Origin of the sequence: Streptomyces sp. NPDC007863, assembly GCF_040633895.1 — a bacterium.
Taxonomy (GTDB): Bacteria; Actinomycetota; Actinomycetes; order Streptomycetales; family Streptomycetaceae; genus Streptomyces.
In genome coordinates this window covers 16,083-40,933 of record NZ_JBEYEI010000003.1, presented here as the reverse complement: position 1 = coordinate 40,933, position 24,851 = coordinate 16,083, and the positions used below count along the sequence as shown (strand labels likewise).

General features: G+C 73.5%; 22 protein-coding genes. 11 read left to right on the top strand and 11 right to left on the bottom strand.

Going from position 1 to position 24,851, the window contains the following annotated elements:
• Positions 1 to 159: 159 nt before the first annotated feature.
• From ABZ621_RS05260 to ABZ621_RS05250, 3 genes are all read left to right on the top strand, one after another.
• Complete coding sequence (locus tag ABZ621_RS05260) at positions 160 to 840, top strand: bifunctional DNA primase/polymerase (RefSeq protein WP_360600902.1); 681 nt, start codon at positions 160 to 162, stop codon at positions 838 to 840.
• A gap of 86 nt (positions 841 to 926) precedes the next feature.
• Positions 927 to 1,781 carry an ABC transporter ATP-binding protein gene (locus tag ABZ621_RS05255; RefSeq protein WP_360600900.1) on the top strand — a complete coding sequence of 285 codons (855 nt, stop codon included), beginning with the start codon at positions 927 to 929 and terminating at the stop codon, positions 1,779 to 1,781.
• Positions 1,778 to 3,424 carry a transporter gene (locus ABZ621_RS05250; RefSeq protein WP_360600898.1) on the top strand — a complete coding sequence of 549 codons (1,647 nt, stop codon included), beginning with the start codon at positions 1,778 to 1,780 and terminating at the stop codon, positions 3,422 to 3,424. Before ABZ621_RS05255 ends, ABZ621_RS05250 begins: the two co-directional genes overlap by 4 nt.
• 99 nt (positions 3,425 to 3,523) lie before the next feature.
• Here ABZ621_RS05250 and ABZ621_RS05245 read toward each other — a convergent pair whose 3' ends face one another.
• On the bottom strand, positions 3,524 to 5,737 hold the full coding sequence (locus tag ABZ621_RS05245) for a VCBS repeat-containing protein (RefSeq protein ID WP_360600896.1): 2,214 nt from the start codon (positions 5,735 to 5,737) through the stop codon (positions 3,524 to 3,526).
• A 136-nt stretch (positions 5,738 to 5,873) separates the two neighbouring features.
• Entirely contained in the window at positions 5,874 to 6,248 is a 375-nt protein-coding gene (locus tag ABZ621_RS05240; RefSeq protein WP_360600894.1) for a hypothetical protein, read from the bottom strand.
• Between the two features lie 222 nt (positions 6,249 to 6,470).
• On the opposite strand from ABZ621_RS05240, the gene ABZ621_RS05235 reads away from it, so the two are divergent.
• Both ABZ621_RS05235 and ABZ621_RS05230 read left to right on the top strand, forming a co-directional pair.
• Complete coding sequence (locus tag ABZ621_RS05235; RefSeq protein WP_360600892.1) at positions 6,471 to 7,757, top strand: hypothetical protein; 1,287 nt, start codon at positions 6,471 to 6,473, stop codon at positions 7,755 to 7,757.
• Positions 7,758 to 7,857: 100 nt separating this feature from the next.
• Entirely contained in the window at positions 7,858 to 8,553 is a 696-nt protein-coding gene (locus ABZ621_RS05230) for a hypothetical protein (RefSeq protein WP_360600890.1), read from the top strand.
• A 33-nt stretch (positions 8,554 to 8,586) separates the two neighbouring features.
• Here the strand turns inward: ABZ621_RS05230 and ABZ621_RS05225 are convergent, their stop codons facing one another.
• The 3 genes from ABZ621_RS05225 to ABZ621_RS05215 form a co-directional block, all read right to left on the bottom strand.
• On the bottom strand, positions 8,587 to 9,045 hold the full coding sequence (locus ABZ621_RS05225; protein WP_360600888.1) for a flavodoxin family protein: 459 nt from the start codon (positions 9,043 to 9,045) through the stop codon (positions 8,587 to 8,589).
• A 146-nt stretch (positions 9,046 to 9,191) separates the two neighbouring features.
• Positions 9,192 to 10,430, bottom strand: a complete 1,239-nt coding sequence (locus ABZ621_RS05220; RefSeq protein WP_360600886.1) for an FG-GAP-like repeat-containing protein — start codon at positions 10,428 to 10,430, stop codon at positions 9,192 to 9,194.
• Positions 10,431 to 10,580: 150 nt separating this feature from the next.
• Positions 10,581 to 11,558 (bottom strand): alpha/beta hydrolase, encoded by a 978-nt coding sequence (locus tag ABZ621_RS05215; protein WP_360600884.1) that lies wholly within the window; start codon positions 11,556 to 11,558, stop codon positions 10,581 to 10,583.
• 553 nt (positions 11,559 to 12,111) lie between these two features.
• Between ABZ621_RS05215 and ABZ621_RS05210 the strand changes: the two genes are divergently transcribed.
• On the top strand, positions 12,112 to 12,885 hold the full coding sequence (locus ABZ621_RS05210; protein ID WP_360600882.1) for a hypothetical protein: 774 nt from the start codon (positions 12,112 to 12,114) through the stop codon (positions 12,883 to 12,885).
• 52 nt (positions 12,886 to 12,937) lie between these two features.
• On the opposite strand, the gene ABZ621_RS05205 is transcribed toward ABZ621_RS05210, so the two are convergent.
• Positions 12,938 to 13,627 (bottom strand): metal-dependent transcriptional regulator, encoded by a 690-nt coding sequence (locus tag ABZ621_RS05205; protein WP_359528189.1) that lies wholly within the window; start codon positions 13,625 to 13,627, stop codon positions 12,938 to 12,940.
• Between the two features lie 184 nt (positions 13,628 to 13,811).
• Here ABZ621_RS05205 and ABZ621_RS05200 point away from each other — a divergent pair, with 184 nt between their 5' ends.
• Positions 13,812 to 14,567 (top strand): SIS domain-containing protein, encoded by a 756-nt coding sequence (locus tag ABZ621_RS05200; RefSeq protein WP_189948579.1) that lies wholly within the window; start codon positions 13,812 to 13,814, stop codon positions 14,565 to 14,567.
• A gap of 104 nt (positions 14,568 to 14,671) precedes the next feature.
• On the opposite strand, the gene ABZ621_RS05195 is transcribed toward ABZ621_RS05200, so the two are convergent.
• The 3 genes from ABZ621_RS05195 to ABZ621_RS05185 form a co-directional block, all read right to left on the bottom strand.
• Complete coding sequence (locus ABZ621_RS05195) at positions 14,672 to 16,015, bottom strand: PAS domain-containing protein (protein WP_360600880.1); 1,344 nt, start codon at positions 16,013 to 16,015, stop codon at positions 14,672 to 14,674.
• A gap of 140 nt (positions 16,016 to 16,155) precedes the next feature.
• A complete protein-coding gene (locus ABZ621_RS05190) occupies positions 16,156 to 16,818 on the bottom strand; it encodes a response regulator transcription factor (protein WP_360600878.1) in 663 nt (220 codons plus the stop codon).
• 31 nt (positions 16,819 to 16,849) lie between these two features.
• Positions 16,850 to 18,067: a histidine kinase gene (locus ABZ621_RS05185; RefSeq protein ID WP_360600876.1), complete on the bottom strand. Its 1,218-nt coding sequence runs from the start codon at positions 18,065 to 18,067 to the stop codon at positions 16,850 to 16,852.
• A gap of 106 nt (positions 18,068 to 18,173) precedes the next feature.
• On the opposite strand from ABZ621_RS05185, the gene ABZ621_RS05180 reads away from it, so the two are divergent.
• Positions 18,174 to 19,112: an ATP-binding cassette domain-containing protein gene (locus ABZ621_RS05180; protein WP_360600874.1), complete on the top strand. Its 939-nt coding sequence runs from the start codon at positions 18,174 to 18,176 to the stop codon at positions 19,110 to 19,112.
• A gap of 1 nt (position 19,113) precedes the next feature.
• Positions 19,114 to 19,860 carry an ABC transporter permease gene (locus tag ABZ621_RS05175; RefSeq protein ID WP_360600872.1) on the top strand — a complete coding sequence of 249 codons (747 nt, stop codon included), beginning with the start codon at positions 19,114 to 19,116 and terminating at the stop codon, positions 19,858 to 19,860.
• A 282-nt stretch (positions 19,861 to 20,142) separates the two neighbouring features.
• On the opposite strand, the gene pdxH is transcribed toward ABZ621_RS05175, so the two are convergent.
• Complete coding sequence (gene pdxH, locus ABZ621_RS05170) at positions 20,143 to 20,769, bottom strand: pyridoxamine 5'-phosphate oxidase (protein ID WP_360601585.1); 627 nt, start codon at positions 20,767 to 20,769, stop codon at positions 20,143 to 20,145.
• A 224-nt stretch (positions 20,770 to 20,993) separates the two neighbouring features.
• Here pdxH and ABZ621_RS05165 point away from each other — a divergent pair, with 224 nt between their 5' ends.
• Positions 20,994 to 22,094, top strand: a complete 1,101-nt coding sequence (locus ABZ621_RS05165) for a citrate synthase 2 (RefSeq protein WP_360600870.1) — start codon at positions 20,994 to 20,996, stop codon at positions 22,092 to 22,094.
• Positions 22,095 to 22,100: 6 nt separating this feature from the next.
• Here the strand turns inward: ABZ621_RS05165 and ABZ621_RS05160 are convergent, their stop codons facing one another.
• Positions 22,101 to 23,168, bottom strand: a complete 1,068-nt coding sequence (locus tag ABZ621_RS05160) for a 2-oxoglutarate and iron-dependent oxygenase domain-containing protein (RefSeq protein ID WP_360600868.1) — start codon at positions 23,166 to 23,168, stop codon at positions 22,101 to 22,103.
• A 522-nt stretch (positions 23,169 to 23,690) separates the two neighbouring features.
• Here ABZ621_RS05160 and ABZ621_RS05155 point away from each other — a divergent pair.
• Positions 23,691 to 24,728 (top strand): M4 family metallopeptidase, encoded by a 1,038-nt coding sequence (locus ABZ621_RS05155; RefSeq protein WP_360600866.1) that lies wholly within the window; start codon positions 23,691 to 23,693, stop codon positions 24,726 to 24,728.
• Positions 24,729 to 24,851 lie beyond the last annotated feature (123 nt).

The following is a 24,851-nucleotide window of genomic DNA, read 5'->3' as shown; positions in this document are numbered from 1 at the left end:
TGCCGTGTCCGCCCCGTCCTCTTCCGTACCCCTCCCCCGCTCCCCGGTCCCCCGCGCGCCCCCGCGCGTGCACCCATGCGCCCCGCATGCAGGATCGATGCCTCACTCCCGGCGCCGCCGCGCCCGTAACCCCAGGTGACGGGGGCAGTTGTCTTCGACGTGGATGAGACCATCGGAGTCACGACGGAAGCCGCACAGATCCCCAAGCAGCGAGGCGAGCAGCTGCTCGACAGCGCCGTGCGGTATGCGGAGGAGCGGCACTGGGACGTGTTCCCGGGGACCTGGCTGGAAGCCGTCGACGGCCGGGAGCGCTGCTCCTGCGGCACCGCCGACTGCCCCCTGCCCGGCGGACACGCCGTGAGGCCCGACTGGGCGACGCTGGCGACCGGGAGCGGGGTGGGCGCCCGGCGCATGTGGTCGAAGCAGCCGAAGTCGTCGATCCTCCTCCCCACCGGCCGCACCTTCGACGCGATCGAGGTCCCCGAGGCGGCCGGTTTCCTCGCGCTCGCCCGCATGGAGCGGATGGAGCTGACGCTGGGCCCCGTGACCTGCACGCCGGACCGCCGGATGTTCTTCTTCGTGCTGCCGGGCGCCGCCGCCAAGGTGCCCGACCTGATCCGCAAGCTCGGCTGGGCCCCGTCCGCGCTCGACCTCGCCACGCGCGGGGAGGGGCATTACGTCGCGGCGCCGCCCACCCGGATCGGCGGCCGGGGCGCGGTGCTGTGGGCGCGCCGCCCCACACCCGCCAACCGCTGGCTGCCGGACGCGGAGGAGCTGATCAGCGCGCTGGCGTACGCGTGCGGGCGCGAGGCGGCGGAGGCGCGGTCACGCCGTCAGTGACCTGGGGTTGCCCCCGGACGGCCCCTTAGGGTGGCCGGAACGACGCGAACAGGCGTCGCAGGGGACAACCGAAGGGTTGACGGACCATGCCCGACCAGGCATTTGACGGGACGTTCGAACCGACGGGCGCCGCACCGGAGAACTCCGGCGCGGCGCCCGCGGTGCAGGTGGAGGGGGTGTGGAAGCGGTTCGGGCAGCAGATCGCGGTGAACGGGATCGATCTGGTGCTGCCCGCGGGGAAGTTCATCGGTCTCGTCGGGCCCAACGGCGCCGGCAAGACCACCACCCTCTCCATGATCACCGGCCTGCTGCGGCCGGACGCCGGCCGCATCCGGGTGGCCGGCCACGACGTGTGGCGGGACGCCGAGTCGGTGGCGCAGGTGAAGGCCAGGATCGGGATCCTGCCGGAGGGGCTGCGGCTCTTCGAGCGGCTCTCGGGCCGTGAACTCCTCGCGTACAGCGGGCGGCTGCGGGGGCTGCCCGGTGCGGAGGTGGACAAGCGGGCCACCCAGCTCCTGGACGTCCTGGACCTGGCGGGTTCGCAGCACAAGCTGGTCGTCGACTACTCGACCGGCATGCGGAAGAAGATCGGGCTCGCGGCGGCCCTGCTGCACAACCCGGACGTGCTCTTCCTCGACGAGCCCTTCGAGGGCGTCGACCCGGTGTCGGCGCAGACCATCCGCGGCGTCCTGGAGCGGTACACCTCCTCCGGCGCGACCGTGGTCTTCTCCAGCCACGTCATGGAGCTGGTGGAGTCGCTGTGCGACTGGGTCGCGGTGATGGCCGGGGGCCGGATCCGGGCGCAGGGGCCGCTGGCGGAGGTGAAGGGCTCGGCCGCGACCCTCCAGGAGGCGTTCCTGGAGCTGGTGGGCGCCCACGACCGGGCGGCGGCGGGGGACTCGCTGGACTGGCTGGGCGGCGCCCGGGGAGACCGCTCGTGAGCGCCCCGGCCACCGCCGGCGCTTCCGCACCCGGGTCCGCCCCCGCTTCCGAGCCGTCGCTCACCCCCCTCTTCGTCCGGCTGAAGCTGTCGCTGCTGCGGAACGGGCTGCGGCAGTCCAGCGGGCGCACGGCCGCGTTCGTCGCCTCCCTGGTGGTGGTGCTGCTGATCGCCGCCTTCATGGTGCTGGGCTTCCTCCTGCTGCGGGGGCACGAGCCCGCCGGGGCGGTCGCGGTGCTGACGACCGGGGTCTTCGGGCTCGGCTGGGCGGTGATGCCGCTGTTCCTGCCGAGCGGGGACGAGACGCTCGACCCGTCGCGTCTGGTGATGCTGCCGCTGCGGCCGCAGCCCCTGGTGCGGGCGCTCCTCGCGGCCTCGCTGGTGGGCACCGGCCCGCTGTTCACGCTCTGCCTCGCGGTCGGGGCGGTGGCGGCCGTGGCGCACGGGACGGCGGCGACGGTGACCGCGGTGCTCGCCGTGCCGCTGGTGCTGCTCGTGTGCGTGGCGCTGTCGCGGGCGATCGCCACGGCGAACGTACGGCTGCTGACCTCCCGCAAGGGCCGGGACATGGCGCTGCTGAGCGGTCTGCTGATCGCGCTCGGCATCCAGGCGGTCAACTTCGGCGCCCAGGCGCTGGGCCGCGCGGAGGACCTGTCGGTGCTCGACACGGCGGCGTCGGTGGTGGGCTGGCTGCCGCCGGCGTCGGCGGTGGCGGCGGTCGGCGCCGCGGCCGACGGCGACCTCGCGCTCGCCGCGGCGCGGCTGCTGCTCGCCGCGGCGGCCCTGGCGGCGCTGCTGTGGTGGTGGCGGCGGAGCCTGGTGCGGCTGATGGTCGAGCCGGACGGTTCGACGATCGGCGCGGCCCCGGACTCGGTGAAGGACCCGGCGGCGGGGCGGGGGCTGCTGGCGCGGCTGCTGCCCGAAGGCCGTACGGGCGCGGTGATGGAACGTTGCTTCCGCTACATCTGGCGCGACCCGAAGACGAAGGCGGCCTGGGTGTCGGCGCTGGCGGTCGGCGCGCTCGTCCCGCTGTTCAACGCCTTCCAGGAGAACGGCTCGGTCTACTGGGCGTGCTTCGCGTCGGGGATGCTCGGCGTGCAGATGTTCAACCAGTTCGGGCAGGACTCGTCGGCGTTCTGGATGGTGGCGCAGACGATCTCGTCACGGGAGGACGCGTACGCGGAGCTGCGCGACCGGGCGTACGTGATGACCGCGATCACCGTCCCCTTCACGGTCGTCGTGGCCATGGCGACGGCCGCGGCCACCGACGGCTGGACCCAGCTCCCCGAGGTCTTCGGGATGTCGTTCGCCCTGCTCGGGGCGATGCTGGCGCTCGGCGTGGTCACCTCGGTGCGGTACCCGTACGGGATCCCCCAGGACTCGCGCCGCAATGTGGCGCCCGGCCAGGGCGGCATGGCGATCGCGGCGATCTTCGGCGGCATGTTCGGCGGCCCCCTGCTGTGCGCCCCGCTGATCGCCCTCCTCGTCTGGCTGCGCGTCTCCGACCACCACGGCCTCCTGTGGCTGCTGCTCCCCCTGGGCGTCACGTACGGCGCCCTGCTCCTGTGGGGCGCCCTCCGCCTGATGTCGGGCCGGATGGTGCGCCGCCTGCCGGAGATCCTGGCGGCGGTCGGCAAGAGCTGAGGCGGTTCCAGGCAAGGCCGAAGGGGCGTCCACGCGCGCGTGGACGCCCCTTTCCGGTCCCTGGGCTTTTCCGGGTCCCCGGGCTTTCGGGTCCGGCGGTCAGAAGACGAGCTGGGAGCCGTTCACCGGGAAGTCCAGGCCCATGACTTCGCGGCCCTTGAACGGTGCGCTCCAGCTGCCGGTGCCCTTGTACAGCCAGTTGCCGGTGGGGCTGAGGCCGACGAGGTCGGGGCGGCCGTCGCCGGTGGCGTCGCCGACGCCGACGAGGTGGGTGTACGCGTTCCACCCGCCGCCGATCCGCTTGCGGGCGGTGAAGGTGCCGTCGCCCTTGCCCAGGTAGAGCCACAGGACGCCGTCCTTGTCACGGGCGACGAGGTCGCCGGCGGCGGCTCCGCCGATGTTCCCGGTGGCGGCGAGCTTGGTGTAGGTCTGCCAGCCGCTGCCGATCCGCTTGCGAGTCTCGAAGGGCCTGGTGGCGGAGCCGGTCGCCTTGTAGAACCACAGGACGCCGGTCTTGTCGGCGGCGAGGAGGTCGGGCCGGCCGTCGCCGGTGAGGTCGGAGCCGCCGGCGAGCTTGTCGTAGGTCTGCCAGCCGCTGCCGACCCGGACCCGGGTGGCGAAGCCACCGGTGCCGTTGCCCTGGTACAGCCAGAGCACGCCGTCCTTGTCACGGGCGACGAGGTCGCCGACCGCCGAACCCGCGAGGTTCCCGGCCGCCTCGATCCGGTCGTAGATCTGCCAGCCGGCGCCGACGAGCGCGCCCGCGCCGGCCTCCAGGAGCTGTCCGTCGTTGGCGTAAGGGCTGTAGTAGGAGTCCTGGCGCCACAGGCGGCCCCCCGAGTCACGGCTCAGCAGGTCGAGGGAGCCGTTGTCGCCGAAGTCGTGCGGCCGGGTGGCGCGGGTGACCGTGAAGGCTCCCTCGGCGGTCGCGGTGGGGCCGATGCCGTTGAGCGGCTTGGCCTCGACCGCCCACGTGTAGGCGCCGTTGGGGGCGGCCTCGCTGCCGTACCCGAAGGTGCCGTCCCAGGTGAACGACACCTGGGGGTCGTAGGGGTGCGTCTCGGTCAGCACGGTGCTCTTGCCGGTGCGGACGTGCCGCAGCGTCACCTTGATGTCGACGGACGTCCGGGAGAAGGTCCAGCCGAAGACCGCCTTCCCGCCGTTCTTGTCGAAGTCGACCACGGCGGGCGGGCCGCCGGCGCCGATCGCGACCTCGGTGGGCTCGCCGGTGGTGGCCACCAGGGTGACCTCCGGCTTCGCGCCGCCCTTGTCCTCGACCCGGTACATGCCCTCGCCCTGGCCGACGAGACCGCCGCGCACGTAGAGGCTCCCGTCCGGGGCGGCGACGGAGGAGGTGAGGTGGTCGAGCAGCTTCACCGGGGCCGCGGCGGGGTCCGTCAGGCTGTACGCGGTGACGGAGTGCAGCGGGTTCGTGGTGGCCGTGGTGAGACCGTCGGCCTCGCCGTACACGACCCAGCCGGCGAGCAGCCCGACCTGGAGCTCGTCCGACCGCTCGTCCGCGACCGGGATCTCCCGCACCTCGCCCGTGGCGCGGTTCAGGACGAAGACCTTCGGACGCTCGGTTCCGGCGCCCTCGGTCCAGGCGACGTGGGTCTCGGAGACCGCGACGTCGCCGTCGGCCGACGCGGCCGTACGGTCGTGGATCTCGCCCACGGTGCCGGTGGCGAGGTCGAGCAGACCCCACTTCTCCGAGGTGCCGTCGTTGAAGGTGACGAGGGCGTGGTCCGGGGTCCCGGGGGCGACGCTCATCCAGACGGAGTCCTCGGGGAAGCCGGTCACGACGGTGGTGCCGGCGGCGGTGTGCTTCCGCAGCACCGTGCCCGTCTCGGTCTCGACGGACGTGAAGACGGCGTCGCCGGCGGATCCCGCGTATTCGACGGTGCCGGTGTTCGTCACGCCCAGGGGGACCTGCAGCGGGCCGCTGGCGTTTACGTTCCGCTGTTCCACGAAGTAGTGGCCGACGTGGATCACGTAGTCGTCGGTCCGCGTGGACCGCAGCTGGGTGAGGCCGGTGTAGCCCTGGCCGGTGCCGTCCTTGTACGACCGGACACCGTACGTACCGGTCTCCGGGGTGAGCGTGAGGAAGTGGGTGTTCCCGGCGCCGACCAGGTCGGCCTTCTTGGGGAACGGCACGGCGGTCTCCACCGCGTCCGCGGCGGCCGCGGTGACCGCTCCGGCCGCGACGGGCGAGGCGTGCGCGGGAAGGGTCAGCAGGCCCACGCCGACGGTCGCGGCGAGGACGGTGCTGACGGCTGCCGCGAGGTGACGGCGGTGCGGACGGACCAGGAGCACGTTCTGTTCCTCCAGGAAACGAGGCAGGCACGAGACAGGGGCAAGAGACAGGCTTTTCTCTCTCGTCCCATAGGACCCACGAGAAGCCGAAAGGTTGTACGCCGAAGGTTCGTTCGCGTGCGTCGGTTCGTCCGCGTCAGCCGGCGGGGCGGAACGTGTGGGTGACCGTGATCGGGCCGACGATGTGCGCGTTGAAATCGTCCAGCTCCCCGGCCGGCACCCACAGCTCCAGGATCGTGCTGCCGCCGGCCTGCTGGACGGGGTAGCGGGTGAGGAAGGCGGAGTCGACCTCGAACCGGGTGACGTAGCCGACGCCGCTGTGCTTCACGTTCCAGTCGCGGGCGATGCGGATCGCGTAGTCCTCGTTGAGCACCGGGTAGAAGATCGGCTGCTCGGGCAGGCGCGGCGGCCAGGCCCGCCACCCGAGCTCACGGACGAGCGCGAGCTCCTCGGGCCCGGTGGGGCGCCAGAGGGTCGTCGTCGGCCGGGCCTGCGGGCGGGAACTGGTCATGGCGGGCAACGTATCCGGCCGTCGTGAGCGGCGGCCACGGGTTTTCCACAGGCGGTTGTCCACAGGGGTGTCGGGGGCGGGGGGAGCGGGCCATGATGCTGACGAGGGGCACGGGACGGGCAACGACTGGGGGAGGTTCGCATGGGGTTCTTCGGGCGACGGAAGAAAAGGCCCGCGGGGGCGCAGCCGGGGACGGCGAGTGCGGCGGTACGGCCGACGGGCGTGGACCGCGACCGCCTGAAGCAGCTGACGCAGGAGGCGTACGAGGAGGGGGTCGGGCACCAGGTGCTGCCGAGCCGGGCGCGGGCGGCGCTCGACGCCTTCGACCGCTCGGCCGGCCACCTCGACGAGCTGTTCCGGTCGGCACCGGACGACCCGCAGCTCTGGCAGATGCGCGGCGCGCTGCTCTACTCCCGGGCCACCGCCCACCTCGCCCTGGACCGGCACGAGGCGGCGACGGCGGACCTGACCGCCTGCGTGGACGCCTACGGAAGGAGCGGTCTCCCCGACGCGGCCCTCCTGGCGGCGGACGCCCTGATACGCCGGGCCCGGGCGTACGGCGAGGCGGGGCGCCCGATGGCGGCGCTCGCGGACGTGGACCGGGCGATCGGCGCGTACGTGCAGGCGGGCGCGTACGAGTCACCGCACCCGCTGCTCCCGGACTTCGCGCGGGTCCTGGCGCTGGCGGCGACCGTCCAGCTGAAGGTCGGGGACGTGGACCAGGCCCTGGCCTGCGCCCGCCAGTCCCTCGCCCGCTACCAGGACCTGACCCGGCAGCGCGGCGGCCTCGGCCGCGAGGAGGCCGGCTACATGGCGGACGCGGCCGGCGACACCGCCTCCCGCCTGGAGGCGGCCCGGGGCAACTGGGACGCGGCACGTGCGGTGAACCAGGTGGTCCGGGAAGCGGCGGAAGCGGGCGTGGGGAACCTGGGCCAGGCCCTGGCCAGGGAGGGCCTCCACCTGCGCCTCTCGGGCCGCGCCCGCCAGGCGGAACCGCTCCTGGCCCGAGCGGAGCAACTGGCACCGGGGGCGCTGGCCCGGGAAGAGGAACTGGCCGCCCTCCCCTTCCCTCCGTCCCTGGCCCAATCCCTGACCGCCGCCGAGTCGATCCTCCGGGACCACGGGAACGCCTCGATCTCCCCGCGCGAAGTGGCCGCCCTGCGCGTGGAATTGACGGACCACGAGTCGTACTCGGCCTCGGTGCGCGTCCGCATGGGCTCCACCTTCGCCCCCAAGGCGGCCGCCCTGGCGAGCCTCGCGAACCTCCTCCTCCAGGAGGGCCACGTGGCGGAGGCCTGGCGCACGGCCCTGGAGACGCATCTCGTCTGCGACTCCATCGTCCGCCGCGCCGCCGACGCCGCCGAGGACCTGCTTCCCGCCCTGGCCACCCCCTGGCGCGACGCCCTGGCAGTGGCCGCCGAGGCGGCCAGGGCAGCGGAACGCCCGACCTTCACGGAGGACGTGAAGACCATGACGGCAGCGCTCGCGACGGCCCTGGACGGCGGGTGAGCACGAGGCGGTCCCGCCGCTGAGTACCCGTACTCACGCCGTCGCGCGGCCCCCGGTCCACAGTGGTGATCACCAACGGACCGACCCGAGGAAGCGACCGATGCCGACTGCGTCCCACCCCCGCCGCGAACCGCTCCCGCGTCGACTCCTCGCGCTGGCCGCGGGCAACTGGCTCGCCCGGGCGTACCTGGCGGTGTTCGCCGTGTCCCTGGCGGTCACGTTCCTCGACCCGGAGAGCCCCTTCGCCGGAAGCTCCATGCTGCTGACGGCGCCCCTGTCCTTCCTCCCGGTCTTCGTCCCCGCCGGCCCCGGGGCCGGGATCGGCGGGGTGGCCGATGTGGCGGCGGTGGCGACGTTCGCCCTCTGGCACCTCCTGTGCGCCCTGGTGAACGCCGCCGCGCTCGGCGCCCTGGCCACGAGGTCCGCGGCCTTCCTGCCGGGCGGCGCGCGCGGGGTCCGCCGGCCGGGGGTCCGGGCCTTGCTGGCGCCCGCGGTGGACAACTGGCCGGCGCGTGGCTACCTCGCCGTCGTCGCGGCGGCGCTGGGGTTCTTCCTGTGCGCGGTGTTCGTGCTGCCGGATCCCGGGTTCGCCGGGATCTACCCGCTGATGGCGACGGCGCCGCTCGGCTTCGTCGCGCTGGCGGTGTCGTCGCCCGCCGAGTTCCTCTCCTCGGCCGCCTGGCTGAGCCCGTTGGTCTTCTCCCTCGGGGTGGCCCTGTCCGGGCTGGTCAACGCCGTGCTGCTGGGCCTGCTCGTACGCAGGCTGCGGCCGCGGGAACCGCACCCGGCCGCCTGAGGTCGACCCACACGGCCTCACCGGCCCCACCCCCTAGAAGTCCTCCCGGAGTCGCGCGGCGAAGGCCCGGGCCGCCGCCAGGTCCTCGGCGTCCGGGCGCCGCTTGTTGATGCCGCCGACGAGCTTGAAGGGCGCCCAGGTGTCGTGGGCCCGGCAGGTGAAGCTCGCCTGCACGCGGTAGCCCCTGGCTTCGAGGAGCCGGGTCAGGGGGCGGGTGAACGGCGCCGGCGGCAGCTCCGGAAGGCCGCTGGTGGCGAACACGAACGTCCGCCCCCGCCCGTCCGGAAGGCCTTTGACGAAGTCGGTCATGCTGCGGTGCGGCCTGCCGTAGAAGACCCCCGAACCGAACCCGACCAGGTCCGCCCCGGCCAGTTCCTCCCCATCGGCCTCCTCGGGGGAGACGACCTTCGCGCCCAGCACCCGGGCCATGGCGTCGGCGACACGACGAGTGTTTCCGTGCGACACGGAGGCGCACACGATGACGGCCTTCATCTCCACGATCCTCTCTCTCGCTTCTCGCGCTTCTGCAGTGAGGACCGCGCGGCGGCGCCGGATGTGACAGCGGCGCACGACGCGCAGGGCCTCCGTCCCGGCAAGGGGGCGGAGGCCCTGTGGCGTGGGGCGCGTGGAACGCGCCGCTAGAAGACGGCGTTCATGTCGTCCCAGTTGTAGTCGCTGTCGTGGTGGGAGCCCGCGTTCAGGCCGCCGGTGCCCCGGCCCGTGTACACCAGCATGCAGCCGGCTCCGTAGCAGTTGCCGCCCGTGAGCGACGCCGGGGCGCCGCTGCCGGTGATGGCCAGCAGGTCGTTGGGTTCGCCGTACTCGATGTTGCCGATCCCGACGAAGGTCTTCATCGCGTTCCAGCCGGCGCCGACGAGGACCCGGGAGCCGAGGGCCCCGGGCTTGGTCGGGTAGCGCCAGAGCTTGCCGGTCGACGCCTCGCGGGCCAGGAGGTCGGGCCGGCCGTCGCCGTTCATGTCACCGGGGGCGACGAGTGCGTTCATCGCGTTCCAGCCGCCGGAGCCGAGCAGCTTGCGGGCGCCGAGGCCGGTGCCCGTACCGGGGTACATCCACAACTTGCCCGTGGACTTCTCCACCGCCAGCACGTCGGAGCGACCGTCGCCGGACAGGTCGCCGAAGGCGGTGAGGTGGTTCATCGCGTTCCAGCCGCCCGAACCGATCAGCACGCGCGAGCCGACGAAGCCCGTGCCGGAACCCTTGTACAGCCACAGCCTGCCGGTGGACGCCTCGCGGGCGATCACGTCCTCCTTGCCGTCACCCGAGAAGTCACCGTGCCGCGTCAGGGCGTTCATCGCGTTCCAGCCCGGGCCCACCAGCTTGCCGCTGCCGTCGCCCCCCAGGAACCACAGGCGGCCGACCTTGTCGCGGACCAGGAGGTCCGACCGGAGGTTGCCGTCGAGGTTGGCGAAGGAGGACCGGGTCGAGGCGTCGGAGAAGACGTACCAGTTCGGGTAGGCGGGCCCCGTGCACTCGCGGTACGTGGGGACGAGCTTCAGCGAGCTCATGGAGTTCAGGCCCATGTACCCCCACTCCGTGCCGCCCGGGTCGGGCTCACGGGTACCGACGCTCCAGTAGGAGGTCTTGTAGTTGGGCTCGTCGTAGCCGCACGCGTACATGTTCGTGCGGTTGGAGACCGCGTTGATCTTGTTGTCCCACGCGCCGAGCGTCGGCATGCTCGTGGTGGTCTTGAGCATGGTGCCCGTGGCGTGCGCCGTCGTCCAGGCGCAGAAGTAGCCCTTCGGGCAGTCGCTCGGCTCTGCCTGGGCGGGGGCCGCGCCCAGGCCGAGGACGCCGAGCGTGGTGAGGCCGAGCGCCGTGACCGCGGTGGCCACGCGCCGGCGCAGAGATATGCGCATGCGTTCCCTTGTGTCCCTGTATTTCCTCGTGATGGGAGGCGCGGAGACGTACCGCTCGACGCGCCGTGGGAGGACGCTACCGCGTCCGTCGGCGGGGACGCGAGGGGGTTCCCCGAGCCGCGGACCGGACCGCTCCGCGGCCGGTGGCGGTCAGGTGGTGAGGACGCCGGCCAGGAAGGGCGTCACCGCTTCGGCCCAGGCCTCCGGGTGGGTGTAGTGGAGGAGGTGGCCCGCGTCGGGGATCTCCGCGTACGCGCCGTGGGGGAGGACGCGGACCATCTCCTGGGCCTCGGCACGGCCGAGTTCGCCGTCGAGGCCGCGGACGACGAGGGTGGGGCAGCGGACCTGGGCGAGGGAGTCCCAGTGCGCGTCGTGGACCCAGGTCTCGCGGGAGGTGAGCATCTGGGCGGGGTCGAAGACCGGGCGCCAGCCGTCGGGACGTTCGGCCATCACCTCGGCGAAGAAGGCGCCCCGCGCCGGGTTCGGCGTCTCCACCCACGGGTCGTCCGCGCCGAACCAGTGGTGGACGGCCTCCAGGGACGGGAAGGGCGACGGCCAGCGGTCGAACCAGTCCCGCCAGGCGCGCTGCGAGGCCGCGCCGAGCGCGGAGGCCCGCATGTCGCAGATGACGAGGGCGCGGACCAGGTCGGGCCGCTCGGCGGCCAGTTGCCAGGCGGTGAGCGCGCCCATGGAGTGGCCGACGAGGGTGACGGGGGCGAGCCCGAGCCGCTCGATGACGGCCGCGGCGTCCGCCACGTACGCCTCGCGCGTGAAGGGTCCGGCGGGCGGCTTCTCGCTCGCTCCGTGGCCGCGCTGGTCGAGCGCGATCGTGCGGTGTCCCGCGCCGAGGAGGGCCGCGGCGGGGGCCCAGTGGCCCGCGTGGCCCATCAGGCCGTGGAGCAGTAAGACCGGGGCGCCGGACCGGCGGGGAGGGACGCGGCGGTCCTCGGGGCCGGTGGGCTGGCGGGTGATGCTCACGGCGGGCGTACGCGTGGGCGTATGGGTGTGTGCACGCGTGGACGCACGGGCCTCGGACGCGGTCCCGTCCCGGGCCGCGCCTTCCGCCGTAAAGTCCCAGGCCGCCAGCCGGATGCCGTCGGCTCCGGTGACGTCGAGTCGTCGCGCCATGTCTGGCACCCCCTCTTTCCTGTCGAACCCCGCCAGACTATCGAACCCACATTCGAAAATGCGCTTCTGCCACCCAACACCCCTCGTTCGAGTGACAGGCCTCAAGGATTGGTGCGCGCTGCCGAGGGGAGATCTTCAACGGGAGGCGGACCGCTCGGGGAAAACGGTCCGAAGGGACCGACCTTGAGAGCTCGGGGCTCCAGGTCGGAACAGGGGAGGGCAGGCCCCGGCGCCGCGAGGCGCCGGGGCCCTCTGCCGTTCCGGACGCCCTCGCTCCGGACACCCGCACACCCGACACGGCGGTGCCGGACGGGCCGTCAGAAGTGCTTCCCCGGGCGCGCGTCGGTCGGCGTACGGCCCCTGTCGAACCCATGGCCCCACCCTTCCGCGCATCACGCAGCGCACGCAGCTCGTTCCAGCCTGGCACGCCGAGGGCACGCGCGGGGCCATTCCGGCGTAAAACGGGGCGCACGGCGAACCCGTCGCCTGACCGTGGCCCATTCGTGACCGCCGGCCGCACAACCGGTCCCCCGTCCCGCTGGTCGACAGGGGCATGCGCAGTCCCCAAGTCCTCGCAAAAGGCCACCACATCGCGATCCTGAGAGACGGTCACCTCACGATCGAACAGGATCGGGCCATCACCACCGTGCCGCTCGCCGCCGTCGAAGAGGTGCGCCGGACCGGCGCGACCTCACTCGTCCTCGTCCTCACCGACGGCGCCACCCGCACCCTCCCCGAGGGCAACGCGTACTCCGCGCCCGCCTTCCACGCCGCCGTGACCGAGGCCCTGCCCGAGCAGCGCGACCCCGCGGGCAGCGCCCTCGTCACCACCGAGGAGGCCCCCGCCTGGATCCCCGTGTGGGCGGTCTGGCTGGGCGCCGTCGGCTTCGTCGGCGCCTACGTGGCGTACGTCTGGTGGACCGGGGCCGCCCACGGCCCGGGCATGGGCATGGCGGCGTTCGGCGCGGTGCCCGGTCTGCTCATCGGCGGTCTCGGCACCTTCGCCGCCGCGAGCAGCGCCCGCGACCGGCTGCTGCTCGCCCGCCGGGGCATCACCGTCGTCGCCACACGGGCGTACCACCCGAACGGCAGGAAGGCGAGCTACTACAAGTTCACCGACGTGAGCGGCAACGAGACGAACACCACCTACGGCTCGAACCGGCCCACCAACGAGATCCACGTCGTGTACGACCCCGAGGCCCCCACGACGCGACACGCCGCCTCCGAGCCGGCCTACGTGACCGTCGTCAAGCACGCCCTCGGCCTGCTGACCGGCGGAGGCGTCCTCGCGCTCGGCCTGTGGGGCGCACTCGCCCCCTACGTGTGACGGGGCCGGGACGCTTCCGCGCTCCCGGCCCCACGTCCACCGCGGTGGAAGCTCAGCGCTTCGCGACGAAGACGTGCGCCGCGACCTCCGCGTCCAGCTCCGCGGCCTCGCCGCTGCTGCCGACGAGAACGCCGCCCGCCGACTCCGACACGGAGACGACCGAGCCGGGCTGCACGCCGGCGCGGCGGAGCGTGTACATGAGCTGGGCGTCCGTCTGGATCGGCTCGCCGATGCGGCGGACGATCACCGTCTTGCCCTCGCTCGCGTCCAGGTCCGCGAGCGAGACCATCGAGTCGTCGAGGAAGGACTCGGCCTCGGCCTTCTCGCCCAGCTCCTCCAGGCCCGGGATCGGGTTGCCGTACGGCGACTCCGTCGGGTGGCGCAGAAGCTCCAGGACGCGGCGCTCCACGGCCTCGCTCATCACGTGCTCCCAGCGGCACGCCTCCGCGTGGACCTGCTCCCACTCCAGGCCGATCACGTCGACGAGCAGACACTCGGCGAGGCGGTGCTTGCGCATCACGCGCGTCGCGAGCTTGCGGCCCTCCTCGGTCAGCTCCAGGTGGCGGTCGCTCGCCACGGCGACCAGGCCGTCCCGCTCCATGCGGGCGACCGTCTGGCTCACCGTGGGGCCGCTCTGGTCGAGCCGCTCGGCGATCCGGGCACGCATCGGGACCACACCTTCCTCTTCCAGCTCCAGGATGGTGCGGAGATACATCTCCGTGGTGTCGATCAGTCCGGACATTCGTGCCCCTCGATGAGTCGTGCGCTGGCCCTGCCCCAATTCTTACGCATCGGGGCGACAAGCGGGTGGCCCCCGCCCCGGAGCGGGACAACTGAGGGCACCGGGGCGGCGGAGGCAGTATTGACAGAGCAATGGTCCAGACCGCACCGTGATCGGCGACCTCGACGAGAAGGAGCTTCCTCACATGGGCGAGAGCAAGCTGGCCGGACAGTTCTTCGACGCCGCGATCGGGCTGCTGCAGGAGGTGCGCGACGGGGACTCCGCCGAGATCGCCGCCGCCGGCGCGGCGGTCGCCGAGGCCGTCGCGAACGGCAACCGCCTCTTCGCGTTCGGTGCCGGGCACTCCTCGCTGCCCGCCCAGGACGTCGTCTACCGGGCCGGCGGGCTCGCGCTGATGAACCTGCTCGTCGTCCCCGGCGTCGTCGGCGTCGACGTCATGCCGGCGACGCTCGGCTCCGCCCTGGAGCGCGTCGACGGGCTCGCCGGGGCCGTCCTCGACTCCTCCCCCGCCTCCGCCGGCGACGTGCTCTTCATCATCTCCCTCTCCGGCCGCAACGCCCTGCCCGTCGAGATGGCCATGAACGCCCGCGCGCTGGGCCTCACCGTCATCGGCGTCACCTCGGTGGCGTACGCGACGGAGACGAAGTCGCGGCACGTCTCCGGGACGTACCTCAAGGACCACTGCGACATCGTCCTCGACTCCCGGATCGCGGTCGGCGACGCGGAACTCGCCCACGAGGGCATCGAGGCGCCGTTCGCCCCCGCCTCCACCGTCGTCACCAGCGCCCTCATGCAGGCGACGATGGCCGCCGCCGCCGAGGAGCTCGTCCGGCGCGGCGTCGAGCCGCCGCTGCTGCGCTCCGGGAACGTGGACGGCGGGCACGAGTGGAACGGCCGCGTGATGACCGAGTACGCGGACCGGATCTTCTACCGGCACTGACACCCCCACCCGCACCCGCGCCTGTACCGGCACCGACGCCTGCCGCCGCCCACGCGCGCGTACGGGGGCGGGGCCGGGGTTCGGCCGAGCGGCGGCCCCGGCGTTCAGCCGAGCGGCGGTACGTCCAGTGCCGCCGCCACCCGGGCCGCGACCGTCTCCGCGTAGAGCGCGTCCTGGCGGTCGAAGGCGCCCCGGGCGGCCGTCCGCAGGAAGGTGAGGACGCCGACGGTACGGCCCCGGGAACGCAGGGCCGTGCACAGCGCGTGCGCGGTGTCCGCGGGCCAGTGCCGGGCCGCCGCCCACTCCGCCGCGTCCCGGCCCGCGTCCACCCGCACCGAACCCGCCCGGTCCCACGCCTGGAGCGCCGGGTGATCGGTGCCGTAGCGCTGCGGGAAACCGCCCTCGAAGCCGCTGCCCAGGCCGTCCGCGTCCGGGGCGCCCGCCGGGGACGCCACCGCGCGCGTCAGCCGCCGGTCGCCCGCCACCCGGTCCACGAGACCGTGGTCGGCGAAGCCGGCCAGCGCGAAGTCGAGGAGGACGGCCACCGCCTCCGCCGGATCCGCGTACTCGGCCGCCGCCACGCCCGCGCGGTGCAGCTGGCTCCAGCGGAAGCGGGTCCGGTCCGCCTCCCGGGCCGCGAGCCGCTCCGCCGTCACGTCCTGGAACAGCCACGCCACACCCAGCGGCGCCGGCTCCTCCGTCATCGGCGACGACAGCCGTACGAAGCCGCTGCGCCAGCAGCGCCGCCGCTCCCCCGCACCCGCGCCCGAGGTCGACGCGAGCGTCACCCACAGGTCCGCCGGGGCCGGCGGGGCGCCCTCCGCAAGCACGTGCTGGAGGGCGCCCTCCAACTCCTCCACGCCCCGGGCGACGACATCGCCGAGGGGGCGGCCGAGCAGGGTCGTCCGGCCCGTGCCGATGGCGTTCGCCGCGTAGCCGTTGACGACCGCCGGGCGCAGGTCCGCGTCGATCAGGACGACGCCCCAGGGCGCGTCGTCGAAGAGGGCCTCGCTGAGCGCGATCGACCGCTCCAGGTCTATCTGGGCGTGCACCTCGCTGAAGGCGCAGTACACGCCGGCGGGCCGCCCGTCGGCGCCCCGCACCCCGGCGGACTGGCTGCGGACCAGGACCCGGCCGCCGTCCTTGCGGAGCAGCGCGAGCTCGTGGACCTGCCGTCCGGGGGTCCGCATCGCCCCCATGAGGCGGGCGAGCGTCTCCTCCGCGTCGGCGCTGCGCGCCGCCCAGCCGTCGAACCCGCGCCGCCCCACGGCCTCCGCCGCCGACCAGCCGAGGATCCGCTCGGCCTCGCGGTTCCAGTGCGTCACCGTCCCGTCCGCGTCCAGCGCGCACAGCGCCGCGTCCATCCCGTCGAGCAGCGCGGCGAGCAGGTCGCCGTCCTCGCTCGGCACGGAAGCGGTGTCCCGCGTGGACCCCGTGAAGGCACTCACCTGGCACTCCCCCCGGTAACCCCCCTGATGGGGGCCATTCAACTGGAACGTGACCCAGAACACACCCGGTTCGACGAAACGGATTCGGGGAGACGGGTCGGTTCCAGCCAGGTCGGCGGGCCGGGCCGGGCCGGCGCGGGTCAGGTCGGGGAGACGAAGCCCGACTCGTAGGCGGCGATCACCGCCTGGGTGCGGTCCCTGGCGCCGAGTTTCGCCAGAATGGCGCTCACGTGGGACTTGACGGTCTCCGTGCCGACGATCAGCCGGCTCGCGATCTCCGCGTTGGACAGCCCCCGGGCCATGAGGCGCAGGACGTCCTCCTCCCGGTCCGTCAGATGGGCCCGCACCAGGGCCTCGTGCGCTTCGTTGGCGGGTCGTTCCTGGCCGTAGGCGGCGGCCAGCTCGCGGACGGCCGCCGGGAAGAGGAGCGAGTCGCCCTCCGCGACGAGGCGGACCGCGTGGACGATCTCCACCGGGCGGGCCCGCTTGAGGAGGAAGCCGTCGGCGCCGGCGCGCAGCGCCCCGTACACGTACTCGTCGTTCTCGAAGGTCGTCACCACGAGGATCTTGGGCGGGGAGTCGACCGTGCGCAGCACGGCCTGGGTGGCCTCGATGCCGTCCATCAGCGGCATGCGGACGTCCATCGCGACGACGTCGGGGCGCAGGCTGCGGACGAGGGGGACGACGGCGGCGCCGTCCGCGGCCTCGCCGACCACCTCGATGTCCGGCTGTGCCTCCAGGACGGCCCGCAGGCCGGCCCGCACGAGGGGTTCGTCGTCTACGAGGAGGACCTTGATCGTCATCCGGTCAGCCTAGGCGGTCGTGGGAGGCGGTTCAGCGGAGCGGGAGGACCACGGAGACCCGCCACTCGCCGTCCTTCACGCCGGACTTGGCCTCGCCGCCGAGGAGCGCGGCGCGCTCGCGGATGCCGCGCAGGCCGCTGCCGGAGCCGGGGACGGCGGGGGGTCTGCCCTCGGGCAGGGGGTTGGTGACCCGGAGGCGGAGACGGCTGCGCTCCGCCGCCACGCGGACGTCGACGGGGACCTCGCCCGCGTGCCGCAGCGCGTTCGTCAGGGCCTCCTGGAGCATCCGGTACGCCTCCCGGGAGACGGGTCCCGGCAGTTCCTCGACGGGCCCGGTGATCTCGGCCTCCACGCGGGCGCCGGAGGAGCGGGCCGAGTCGAGGAGGCGGGCGGCCTCGTCGAGCCCGGGGCTCGCGCCGGCCGGGCGGCGGCCGGTCTCGCGCAGCAGCATCAGGACCCGCTCCAGGTCCTCCAGGGCTGCGCGGCCGGTCTCCTCGATGGTCGCGAGGGCCCGGTCGGTGAACTCGGGGTCCTTCGCCGCACGGGCGGCGCCCGCCTGGACCACGGCCAGGGTGAGGGCGTGGCCCAGCGAGTCGTGGAGCTCGCGGGCGATCCTGTTCCGCTCCAGGAGGCGCTCCGTCCGCTCCTCCAGGGCCGTCATCCGCTCCTTCACCGACGGGCCGAGGAGGCGGAGGGCGACCCGGGTGTCGAGCCGGCCGCCCGCGACGATCACGGCGAGGAGGGCGAGCAGCGGCAGCGGCGCAAGGGCCACCGAGCCCATGCCCGCCGGCGGGGTCAGGGAACCGATCACCGGCTCCTCCACCGCCGTGTCGAGCAGCGTCAGCGTGCACTGGAGCAGCCAGATCGTCAGCAGCCACGCCAGCAGGCCCGCCTCCATGCGGAAGACCAGCCACAGGGCCGTCCTGCCCTTGTCCGCCCAGGAGACGGACGGGGTCGCCGAGATGCCGGTGGCCGCGCCCTCGGCATGGGCCGCGCTCCGCTCCCTGGCGTGTTTGCCGGGGAAGAGCATGAGGCGCGCCTGCAGCCCCTCGGCACGGCGGGCCGACGGTATGAGGGCGACGGCCGCGACGAGCGGAATCGGCAGCGCGGCCGCGATCAGCCAGTCGCCGAGGGTCGGGGAGGACAGTCCGGGATAGACGAGTCCGGCGGCGAGCGGCACGATCGCGCCGATCGCCAGATGCAGCCACCGCGTGTACGTGACCGCCCGGATCAGGGGTCGCAGGAACATCCCGCCATCCTCGCAGCGGCGGACCGGCCGCGGCTCCCCCGCACGGGGGAGACGGTCCCCTCGGGCAGGGGATGGCACGGAGGCGGCGCGCCGCGAGTCTTGAGCCATGACCAGCATCGACATCACGAACCTCACGAAGGAATACGGCGGCCGGCGCACGGCGCGGGCCGTGGACGGGCTGACGTTCCGTGTCGAGCCGGGGCGCGTCACCGGCTTCCTCGGGCCCAACGGGGCGGGGAAGTCCACCACGATGCGGCTCGTCCTCGGCCTCGACCGGCCGACGTCGGGCACCGCCACCATCGGCGGCCGGCCGTACGCGACGCTCGACGAGCCGCTGCGGACGGTCGGCGCGCTCCTCGACGCGCAGGCCGCGCACCCGGCCAGGACCGGCCGCGACCACCTCCGCTTCCTCGCCGCGAGCAACGGCCTGCCGGCCCGCCGGGTCGACGAGGTCCTGGAGGAGACGGGCCTGACGTCGGCGGCCCGCCGTCGGATACGCGGCTACTCGCTGGGCATGCGGCAGCGGCTCGGCATCGCCGCCGCGCTCCTCGGCGACCCGCGGGTGCTGATGCTGGACGAGCCGGCGAACGGGCTGGACCCGGAGGGCATCGTCTGGATCCGCGAGCTGCTGCGCCGGCTGGCCGGCGAGGGCCGCGCGATCCTGGTCTCCAGCCATCTGATGAACGAGACGGCGACCTTCGCCGACCACCTGGTGGTGCTGGGCCGGGGACGGCTCCTCGCGGACGTGCCCATGCGGGAGTTCATCGACGCCCACAGCCACCCGCGGGTGCGGGTGCGCACGGGCGATCCGATACGGCTCCGGGCCACGCTGCTCGCGCGGGGGTGGACGGTCGGGGAGGCCGTCGACCGGGACGGCCGGTGGACGGTGGAGGGCGCCTCCGCCGAGGAGATCGGCGCGGTCACCGCCCGCGAGGGCATCCCGGTCTTCGAACTCGCCGACGAGCGCGCCTCGCTGGAAGAGGCGTATCTGGCCCTCACCTCGGACGCCGCCGAGTTCACCGCCCTTACCCCGCAGGAGGTCTGACGTGTCCGCGCTCTCCCCCACCGCCGTGCTCCACTCCGAGTGGATCAAGGTGCGGTCGATCCGGTCGAGCTTCGGCTCGCTGCTGGCCGTCCTCGTCGCCGCGCTCGGCATCGCCCTGGCGGTCTTCCCCGCCATCGGGCAGCCGGAGGCGGAGACCGGAGAGATAGATCCGCTGTTCTGGATCTACTACCCGGTGAACTTCGTGCAGATCGCCGCGATCTCCTTCGGCGCCACCGCCGCCTCCTCCGAGTTCCTCAACGGCGCCCTGCGGAACTCTCTGATGGCCGTGCCGCGGCGGAACCTCTTCTACGGGGCGAAGGTGGCGGTCGTGGGATCGGCCGCGCTGGTCGTCGGTGTGGTGGCCGGGTTCGTCATGTTCTTCACGGCCAACGCGTTCCTCGGGAAGTACGCGATAGCCATCGGCGACCCGGGCGCGCTGCGGTCCTGCTTCGGAGCCGGGCTCTACCTCGCGCTGATCACGCTGTTCTCGATGGGGCTGACGTTCCTGCTGCGCAGCGCGGCGGCGGTGCTGAGCATCCTGATCCCGTTCATCCTCATCGTGTCCTTCGTCATCGGCGGGGTCTCCGAGGGCGCCGCGACGTGGCTCCCGGACCGGGCCGGGCAGCAGATCCTCTTCCAGGAGCCCCTGGGGACGCTCGGCGCCTGGACGGGTCTGGGGGTGACCGCGCTGTGGACGGCGGCCGCGCTCCTCGCCGGCTGGTGGTCGCTGCGGCGGCGGGACGCCTGAAACGCAGACGACCCGTGGGCCTTGGTCCCGTCCGCCTAGGTTCGGACGGGAGCCGGCCGGACTGACCGGCGGCCCACGGGTCGGGTGACTGCTTGGGTTTCGGCAGCTGGCCTGCCGAGGTGCACATCGTGCGACGGCAGGCCTTAGCCCGCAGTCACCTCACGAGTCCGAAAAGAAATCATGTTTCCGGATCACCTCCTTTCGCGTGTGCCCACACCCTACGAACCCCCCGGGAGGCCCACAAGCGATTTATTCGGCTCGTTCACCGGGCGGTCGCGGCGGTCACGGCGCCAGGCGCTCCACGTGCCAGGAGCCGTCCTCGCGTACGTACCGCAGGCGGTCGTGGAGGCGGTTCTCGTGGCCCTGCCAGAACTCGACGGTCTCCGGGACGACCCGGAAGCCGCCCCACTGCGGCGGGACGGGGACCTGCTCGGAGTCGGGGTAGCGGGCGGCCAGCTCCTCGTACCGGGCGAGGAGCTCCTCGCGGGAGGCGATGACGGAGGACTGCTCGCTCGCCCAGGCGCCCAGCTGGGAGCCGTGCGGGCGGGTGCGGAAGTAGGCGGCGGTCTCGTCGCGGCCGGTGCGGGCGGCGCGGCCGGTGACGATGACCTGGCGGGCCAGCGGGTGCCAGGGGAAGAGCAGCGAGACGTACGGGTTGGCGGCCAGCTCGGTGCCCTTGCGGGAGCCGTAGTTGGTGAAGAAGACGAAGCCGGCGTCGTCGTAGTGCTTGAGGAGGACCGTGCGGGACGAGGGGCGTCCGTCGGGGGTGGCGGTCGAGACGACCATGGCGTTCGGCTCGTGGATCGCCGGGCTGGCGGCGGTCTCCTTGAACCAGGACGCGAACTGCCGGATCGGATCGGGGGCGAGATCGGCCGCGGTCAGTTCCTTGGTGCGGTACTGCTCGCGCATGTCGGCGGGGTCCAGGGCGTCGGTCACGGGGCCATCCTGCCGCAGCGCCCCAGTGTGCCCGCCATGGCGGGGCGCCAATCCTTCGTCCCCGGTTCGGCGCAGTGTGCCGGATGTCACGCTTCCCCGCATCATCGGAACCGTACAGACTCTTCGGCTGGACGACTGTTGAGTTTCTCCAGCCGCCGCCGTTCGGTTGATCGATCATCGATAGAAGGAGCCGCCTGATGTCCGAGTTCGTACCGGGCCTCGAAGGAGTCGTCGCGTTCGAGACCGAGATCGCCGAACCCGACAAGGAAGGCGGCGCGCTCCGCTACCGCGGAGTCGACATCGAGGACCTCGTCGGACACGTCTCCTTCGGCAACGTGTGGGGCCTCCTCGTCGACGGCGCCTTCAACCCGGGCCTGCCGGCCGCCGAGCCCTTCCCGATCCCGGTCCACTCCGGCGACATCCGGGTCGACGTGCAGTCCGCGCTCGCCATGCTCGCGCCCGTCTGGGGCCTCAAGCCGCTCCTCGACATCTCCGCCGAGCAGGCCCGCGACGACCTCGCCCGCGCCGCCGTCATGGCCCTCTCGTACGTCGCCCAGTCCGCGCGCGGCCAGGGCCTCCCGATGGTCCCGCAGAGCGAGATCGACAAGGCCGAGTCCGTCGTCGAGCGGTTCATGATCCGCTGGCGCGGCGAGCCGGACCCGAAGCACGTCAAGGCCGTCGACGCGTACTGGACCTCGGCCGCCGAGCACGGCATGAACGCCTCCACCTTCACCGCCCGCGTCATCGCCTCCACCGGCGCCGACGTGGCCGCCGCCCTCTCCGGCGCCGTCGGCGCCATGTCCGGCCCGCTGCACGGCGGCGCGCCCTCCCGCGTCCTCGGCATGATCGAGGAGATCGAGCGGACCGGGGACGCGACGGCGTACGTCAAGCAGGCCCTCGACAAGGGCGAGCGCCTGATGGGCTTCGGCCACCGCGTCTACCGCGCCGAGGACCCGCGCGCCCGGGTCCTGCGCCGTACGGCGAAGGAGCTGGACGCCCCGCGCTACGAGGTGGCCGCCGCGCTGGAGAAGGCCGCCCTGGAGGAGCTGCACAACCGCCGTCCGGACCGGATCCTCGCGACGAACGTCGAGTTCTGGGCGGCGATCGTGCTGGACTTCGCCGAGGTCCCGGCGCACATGTTCACCTCGATGTTCAGCTGCGCCCGTACGGCCGGCTGGTCGGCGCACATCCTGGAGCAGAAGCGCACCGGCCGCCTGGTCCGGCCCTCGGCCCGCTACACGGGCCCCGGCCTGCGGGACCCGCGCGAGATCGAGGGCTACGCGGACATCGTGGGCTGAACCCCGCTAGCCGACCGGCCGGTCCTGGCGGAGGAGGAGGTCCGCGTGGTGGCGCGCCGCCACCAGCGGATGCGCGCGGACCTTCCCCTTCAGCTCGTTCCGGCCGTACTCGGCGAACATCGGGTTCGCCGGATCGGCCGTCACGCCCGGCGCGCGGTCCTCGTACGCGAAGTCGAGCGGGGCGATCCGGGCGTCGAGCCGCGGGTTGTAGAAGAACGGGACGGAGTACCGTTCCGTCGCGCCGGGCGGGGAGACGACCCGGTGGTTGGTGGCGATCAGATAGCCGTTCGTCGCGACTTCGAGGAGTTCACCGAGGTTGACGACGAAGGCGCCGGGCAGCGGCGGCACGTCGTGGAAGCGCCCGTCCTCCCGCTGCACCTGGAGCCCGCCGACCTGGTCCTGGAGCAGCAGGGTCAGGAAGCCGTAGTCCTTGTGGGCGCCGACGCCCTGGTCGTCGCCGTCACCACTGCTGCCCGGGTAGCGCACCAGCTTGAGGTGCGGGTGGGCACGGGGCCCGAAGATGTCGGCGTAGAAGTCCTCGCGCGCGCCGATCGAGGCGAGCAGCTCCCGCAGCAGCTTCTCGGCGACGCCGCTGAGCCGGTCGATCCAGTGCAGGGCGGCCGTACGCAGCTCTGGCAGGGCCTCGGGCCACTGGTTGGGGCCCTCCAGCCACCAGTACGGCGGCTCCCACGGCGCGGGCGCGCGGGCGGGGCGCTCGGCGCCGATGTCGAGCTGGTCGCGCCAGTCGCGGGCGCCCTGGGTGCGCTCGTCGCCGACGCGGGTGTAGCCGCGGAAGTGCGGCGAGTTCAGGTTGTCGATCGCGCGCCGGTCCGGCTCCGGCAGGGCGAAGAAGGCGTGCATGGCGTCGGTGAGCGCCCGGGTCTCCGCCTCGGTCACACCGTGCCCGACCAGCTGGAAGAAGCCCACGTCGTGGGCGGCGGAGTGCAGCTGGGCGTGGAGCAGCCGGCGGGCGTCGGGGCCGCGGTCGGCGGCGGAGAGGTCGACGATCGGGAGCTGCGAGGGGTACGAGGTGGCGGGAGAGGGGGAGGTGGGTACGGGGGCGGTGAGGGTCATGGGTGCGTCCGCGGGTGTACGGGTCCCGGGGCGGCCGCCGGGGTGGGGCGGGGGCCACGGGTGCCGGTCGACAGGGGTCGGATGGGGGACCCCGCGGGGCGGGAGGGTTGCTGCCCCTGGGGTCAGGCGGCGCGGCGACAGGCCATGCTCGTGACGCGGACGAAGTCCACGTGGCGACGGCGAACGAGCAGAGGCATGCGACCAGCGTACTGCGGACCCTCCCCTTGCCCTGTGGCCCAGGCCACAGCCACCTGCCGCGGTGGTGCGGTGGTACGGGCCCGGCTCCGCCGGGGACGGCGGGCGCGCCTGCCCACACGGGGCGGCGGCGGGGTGCCGGCCGCACCGGGCCCGGGCCCACAGCCGGACCGAGAGGGCGCACCCTCCTGGTGGGGTGTGGTCCGGGTCACAGGGTGGGGGGTGTTCAGGGGGGTGGCGGGTGCGTAAGGATCGGCGCCTTGCGTGTCACGCGCATGCCAATCGTCTCGTTGTCGCGCCCGCGCGCAGGAGGATGTCCCGATGTCCATGACCGCTCGTCGTACCCCCCGCCGCCTCCTCGCCGTCGCCGTCGGCGCGCTCGCCGTCGCCGGGGCGCTCGTCCCCTCGCCCGGGGCCACCGCCGCGTCCGCTCCGCAGGGGCGGATCTTCATGGTCAACCCCGTGCAGGCCACCGGCGACCAGGGCCTCGCCGACCACAAGGACGCGGTCGGCGACGTCCCCGCCTCCGCCTACGCGCTCGCGACCCTCCGGAACCTCGACGCGAGCGGCGGGCTGTCCGGGAAGTGGGCCAGCGTCCGGTCCGAGACCGGCAAGCCCGCGACGGTCGCGGACGCCGCCTCGTACGACCGCTCCGACGACGAGTTCGAGCAGGTCATGGCGTACTTCTGGGTCAACGAGGGCCAGGAGTACCTGCAGAGCCTCGGCTTCGGGACCGAGCTGCCCGGCGCCAACGACCGCGTGCAGCCCGTCCGGCTCAACCAGTGGGGCGCCGACAACTCCTACTTCACCGACAAGAAGGCCGAGATCCGCTTCGGCAAGGGCGGCGTCGACGACGCCGAGGACGCGGAGGTCGTCCTCCACGAGTACGGCCACGCCGTGCACCACGCCCAGGTCCCCGGCTTCGGCACCTCCGCCGAGGCCGGCGCGATCGGCGAGGCCTTCGGCGACTACCTCGCCGTCGCCGTCGGCAACCACGCCATCCAGAAGTACGGCTGGCCCATGAAGGCCGAGGAGGCCTGCGTCGCCGACTGGGACGCCACCGGCTACAGCGCCGCCCCGCACTGCCTGCGCCGCCTCGACGGCACCAAGACCTACGCCGACCGCGAGGGCGAGGTCCACGCCGACGGCGAGATCTGGTCCCGCGCCCTCTTCGACATCCGCAAGGCCCTCGGCGCCCGCACCGCCGACCGGATCGTCGTGAACGCGCAGTTCGGCTTCGCCCCCGACACCTCCTTCGAGGCCGCGGCGCGGACGACCGTGGAGACCGCCCGCCGGATGTACGGCGCGGACGCGGAGGCCGCGGTCCGCGACGCCTTCCGGGCCCGGGAGATCCCGGGCGTCTGATCCCCGGCGTCTGATCCCGGGCGTCCGACCTGCGGTGTCCGTGCCCGCGGCGTCCGACCCGCGACGTCCGGTCCCCGACGTCCGACCCGCGGCGTCCGTGCCCGACGGGAAGGGCCGGACCGG

Excerpts from the sequence above, each read along its gene's own strand:
- ABZ621_RS05255 (WP_360600900.1), top strand. The coding sequence starts at position 927 with ATGCCCGACCAGGCATTTGACGGGACGTTCGAACCGACGGGCGCCGCA.
- ABZ621_RS05240 (WP_360600894.1), bottom strand. The coding sequence starts at position 6,248 with ATGACCAGTTCCCGCCCGCAGGCCCGGCCGACGACGACCCTCTGGCGC.
- ABZ621_RS05230 (WP_360600890.1), top strand. The coding sequence starts at position 7,858 with ATGCCGACTGCGTCCCACCCCCGCCGCGAACCGCTCCCGCGTCGACTC.
- ABZ621_RS05225 (WP_360600888.1), bottom strand. The coding sequence starts at position 9,045 with ATGAAGGCCGTCATCGTGTGCGCCTCCGTGTCGCACGGAAACACTCGT.
- ABZ621_RS05220 (WP_360600886.1), bottom strand. The coding sequence starts at position 10,430 with ATGCGCATATCTCTGCGCCGGCGCGTGGCCACCGCGGTCACGGCGCTC.
- ABZ621_RS05215 (WP_360600884.1), bottom strand. The coding sequence starts at position 11,558 with ATGGCGCGACGACTCGACGTCACCGGAGCCGACGGCATCCGGCTGGCG.
- ABZ621_RS05210 (WP_360600882.1), top strand. The coding sequence starts at position 12,112 with ATGCGCAGTCCCCAAGTCCTCGCAAAAGGCCACCACATCGCGATCCTG.
- ABZ621_RS05205 (WP_359528189.1), bottom strand. The coding sequence starts at position 13,627 with ATGTCCGGACTGATCGACACCACGGAGATGTATCTCCGCACCATCCTG.
- ABZ621_RS05200 (WP_189948579.1), top strand. The coding sequence starts at position 13,812 with ATGGGCGAGAGCAAGCTGGCCGGACAGTTCTTCGACGCCGCGATCGGG.
- ABZ621_RS05190 (WP_360600878.1), bottom strand. The coding sequence starts at position 16,818 with ATGACGATCAAGGTCCTCCTCGTAGACGACGAACCCCTCGTGCGGGCC.
- ABZ621_RS05185 (WP_360600876.1), bottom strand. The coding sequence starts at position 18,067 with ATGTTCCTGCGACCCCTGATCCGGGCGGTCACGTACACGCGGTGGCTG.
- ABZ621_RS05180 (WP_360600874.1), top strand. The coding sequence starts at position 18,174 with ATGACCAGCATCGACATCACGAACCTCACGAAGGAATACGGCGGCCGG.
- pdxH (WP_360601585.1), bottom strand. The coding sequence starts at position 20,769 with ATGCGCGAGCAGTACCGCACCAAGGAACTGACCGCGGCCGATCTCGCC.
- ABZ621_RS05165 (WP_360600870.1), top strand. The coding sequence starts at position 20,994 with ATGTCCGAGTTCGTACCGGGCCTCGAAGGAGTCGTCGCGTTCGAGACC.
- ABZ621_RS05160 (WP_360600868.1), bottom strand. The coding sequence starts at position 23,168 with ATGACCCTCACCGCCCCCGTACCCACCTCCCCCTCTCCCGCCACCTCG.
- ABZ621_RS05155 (WP_360600866.1), top strand. The coding sequence starts at position 23,691 with ATGACCGCTCGTCGTACCCCCCGCCGCCTCCTCGCCGTCGCCGTCGGC.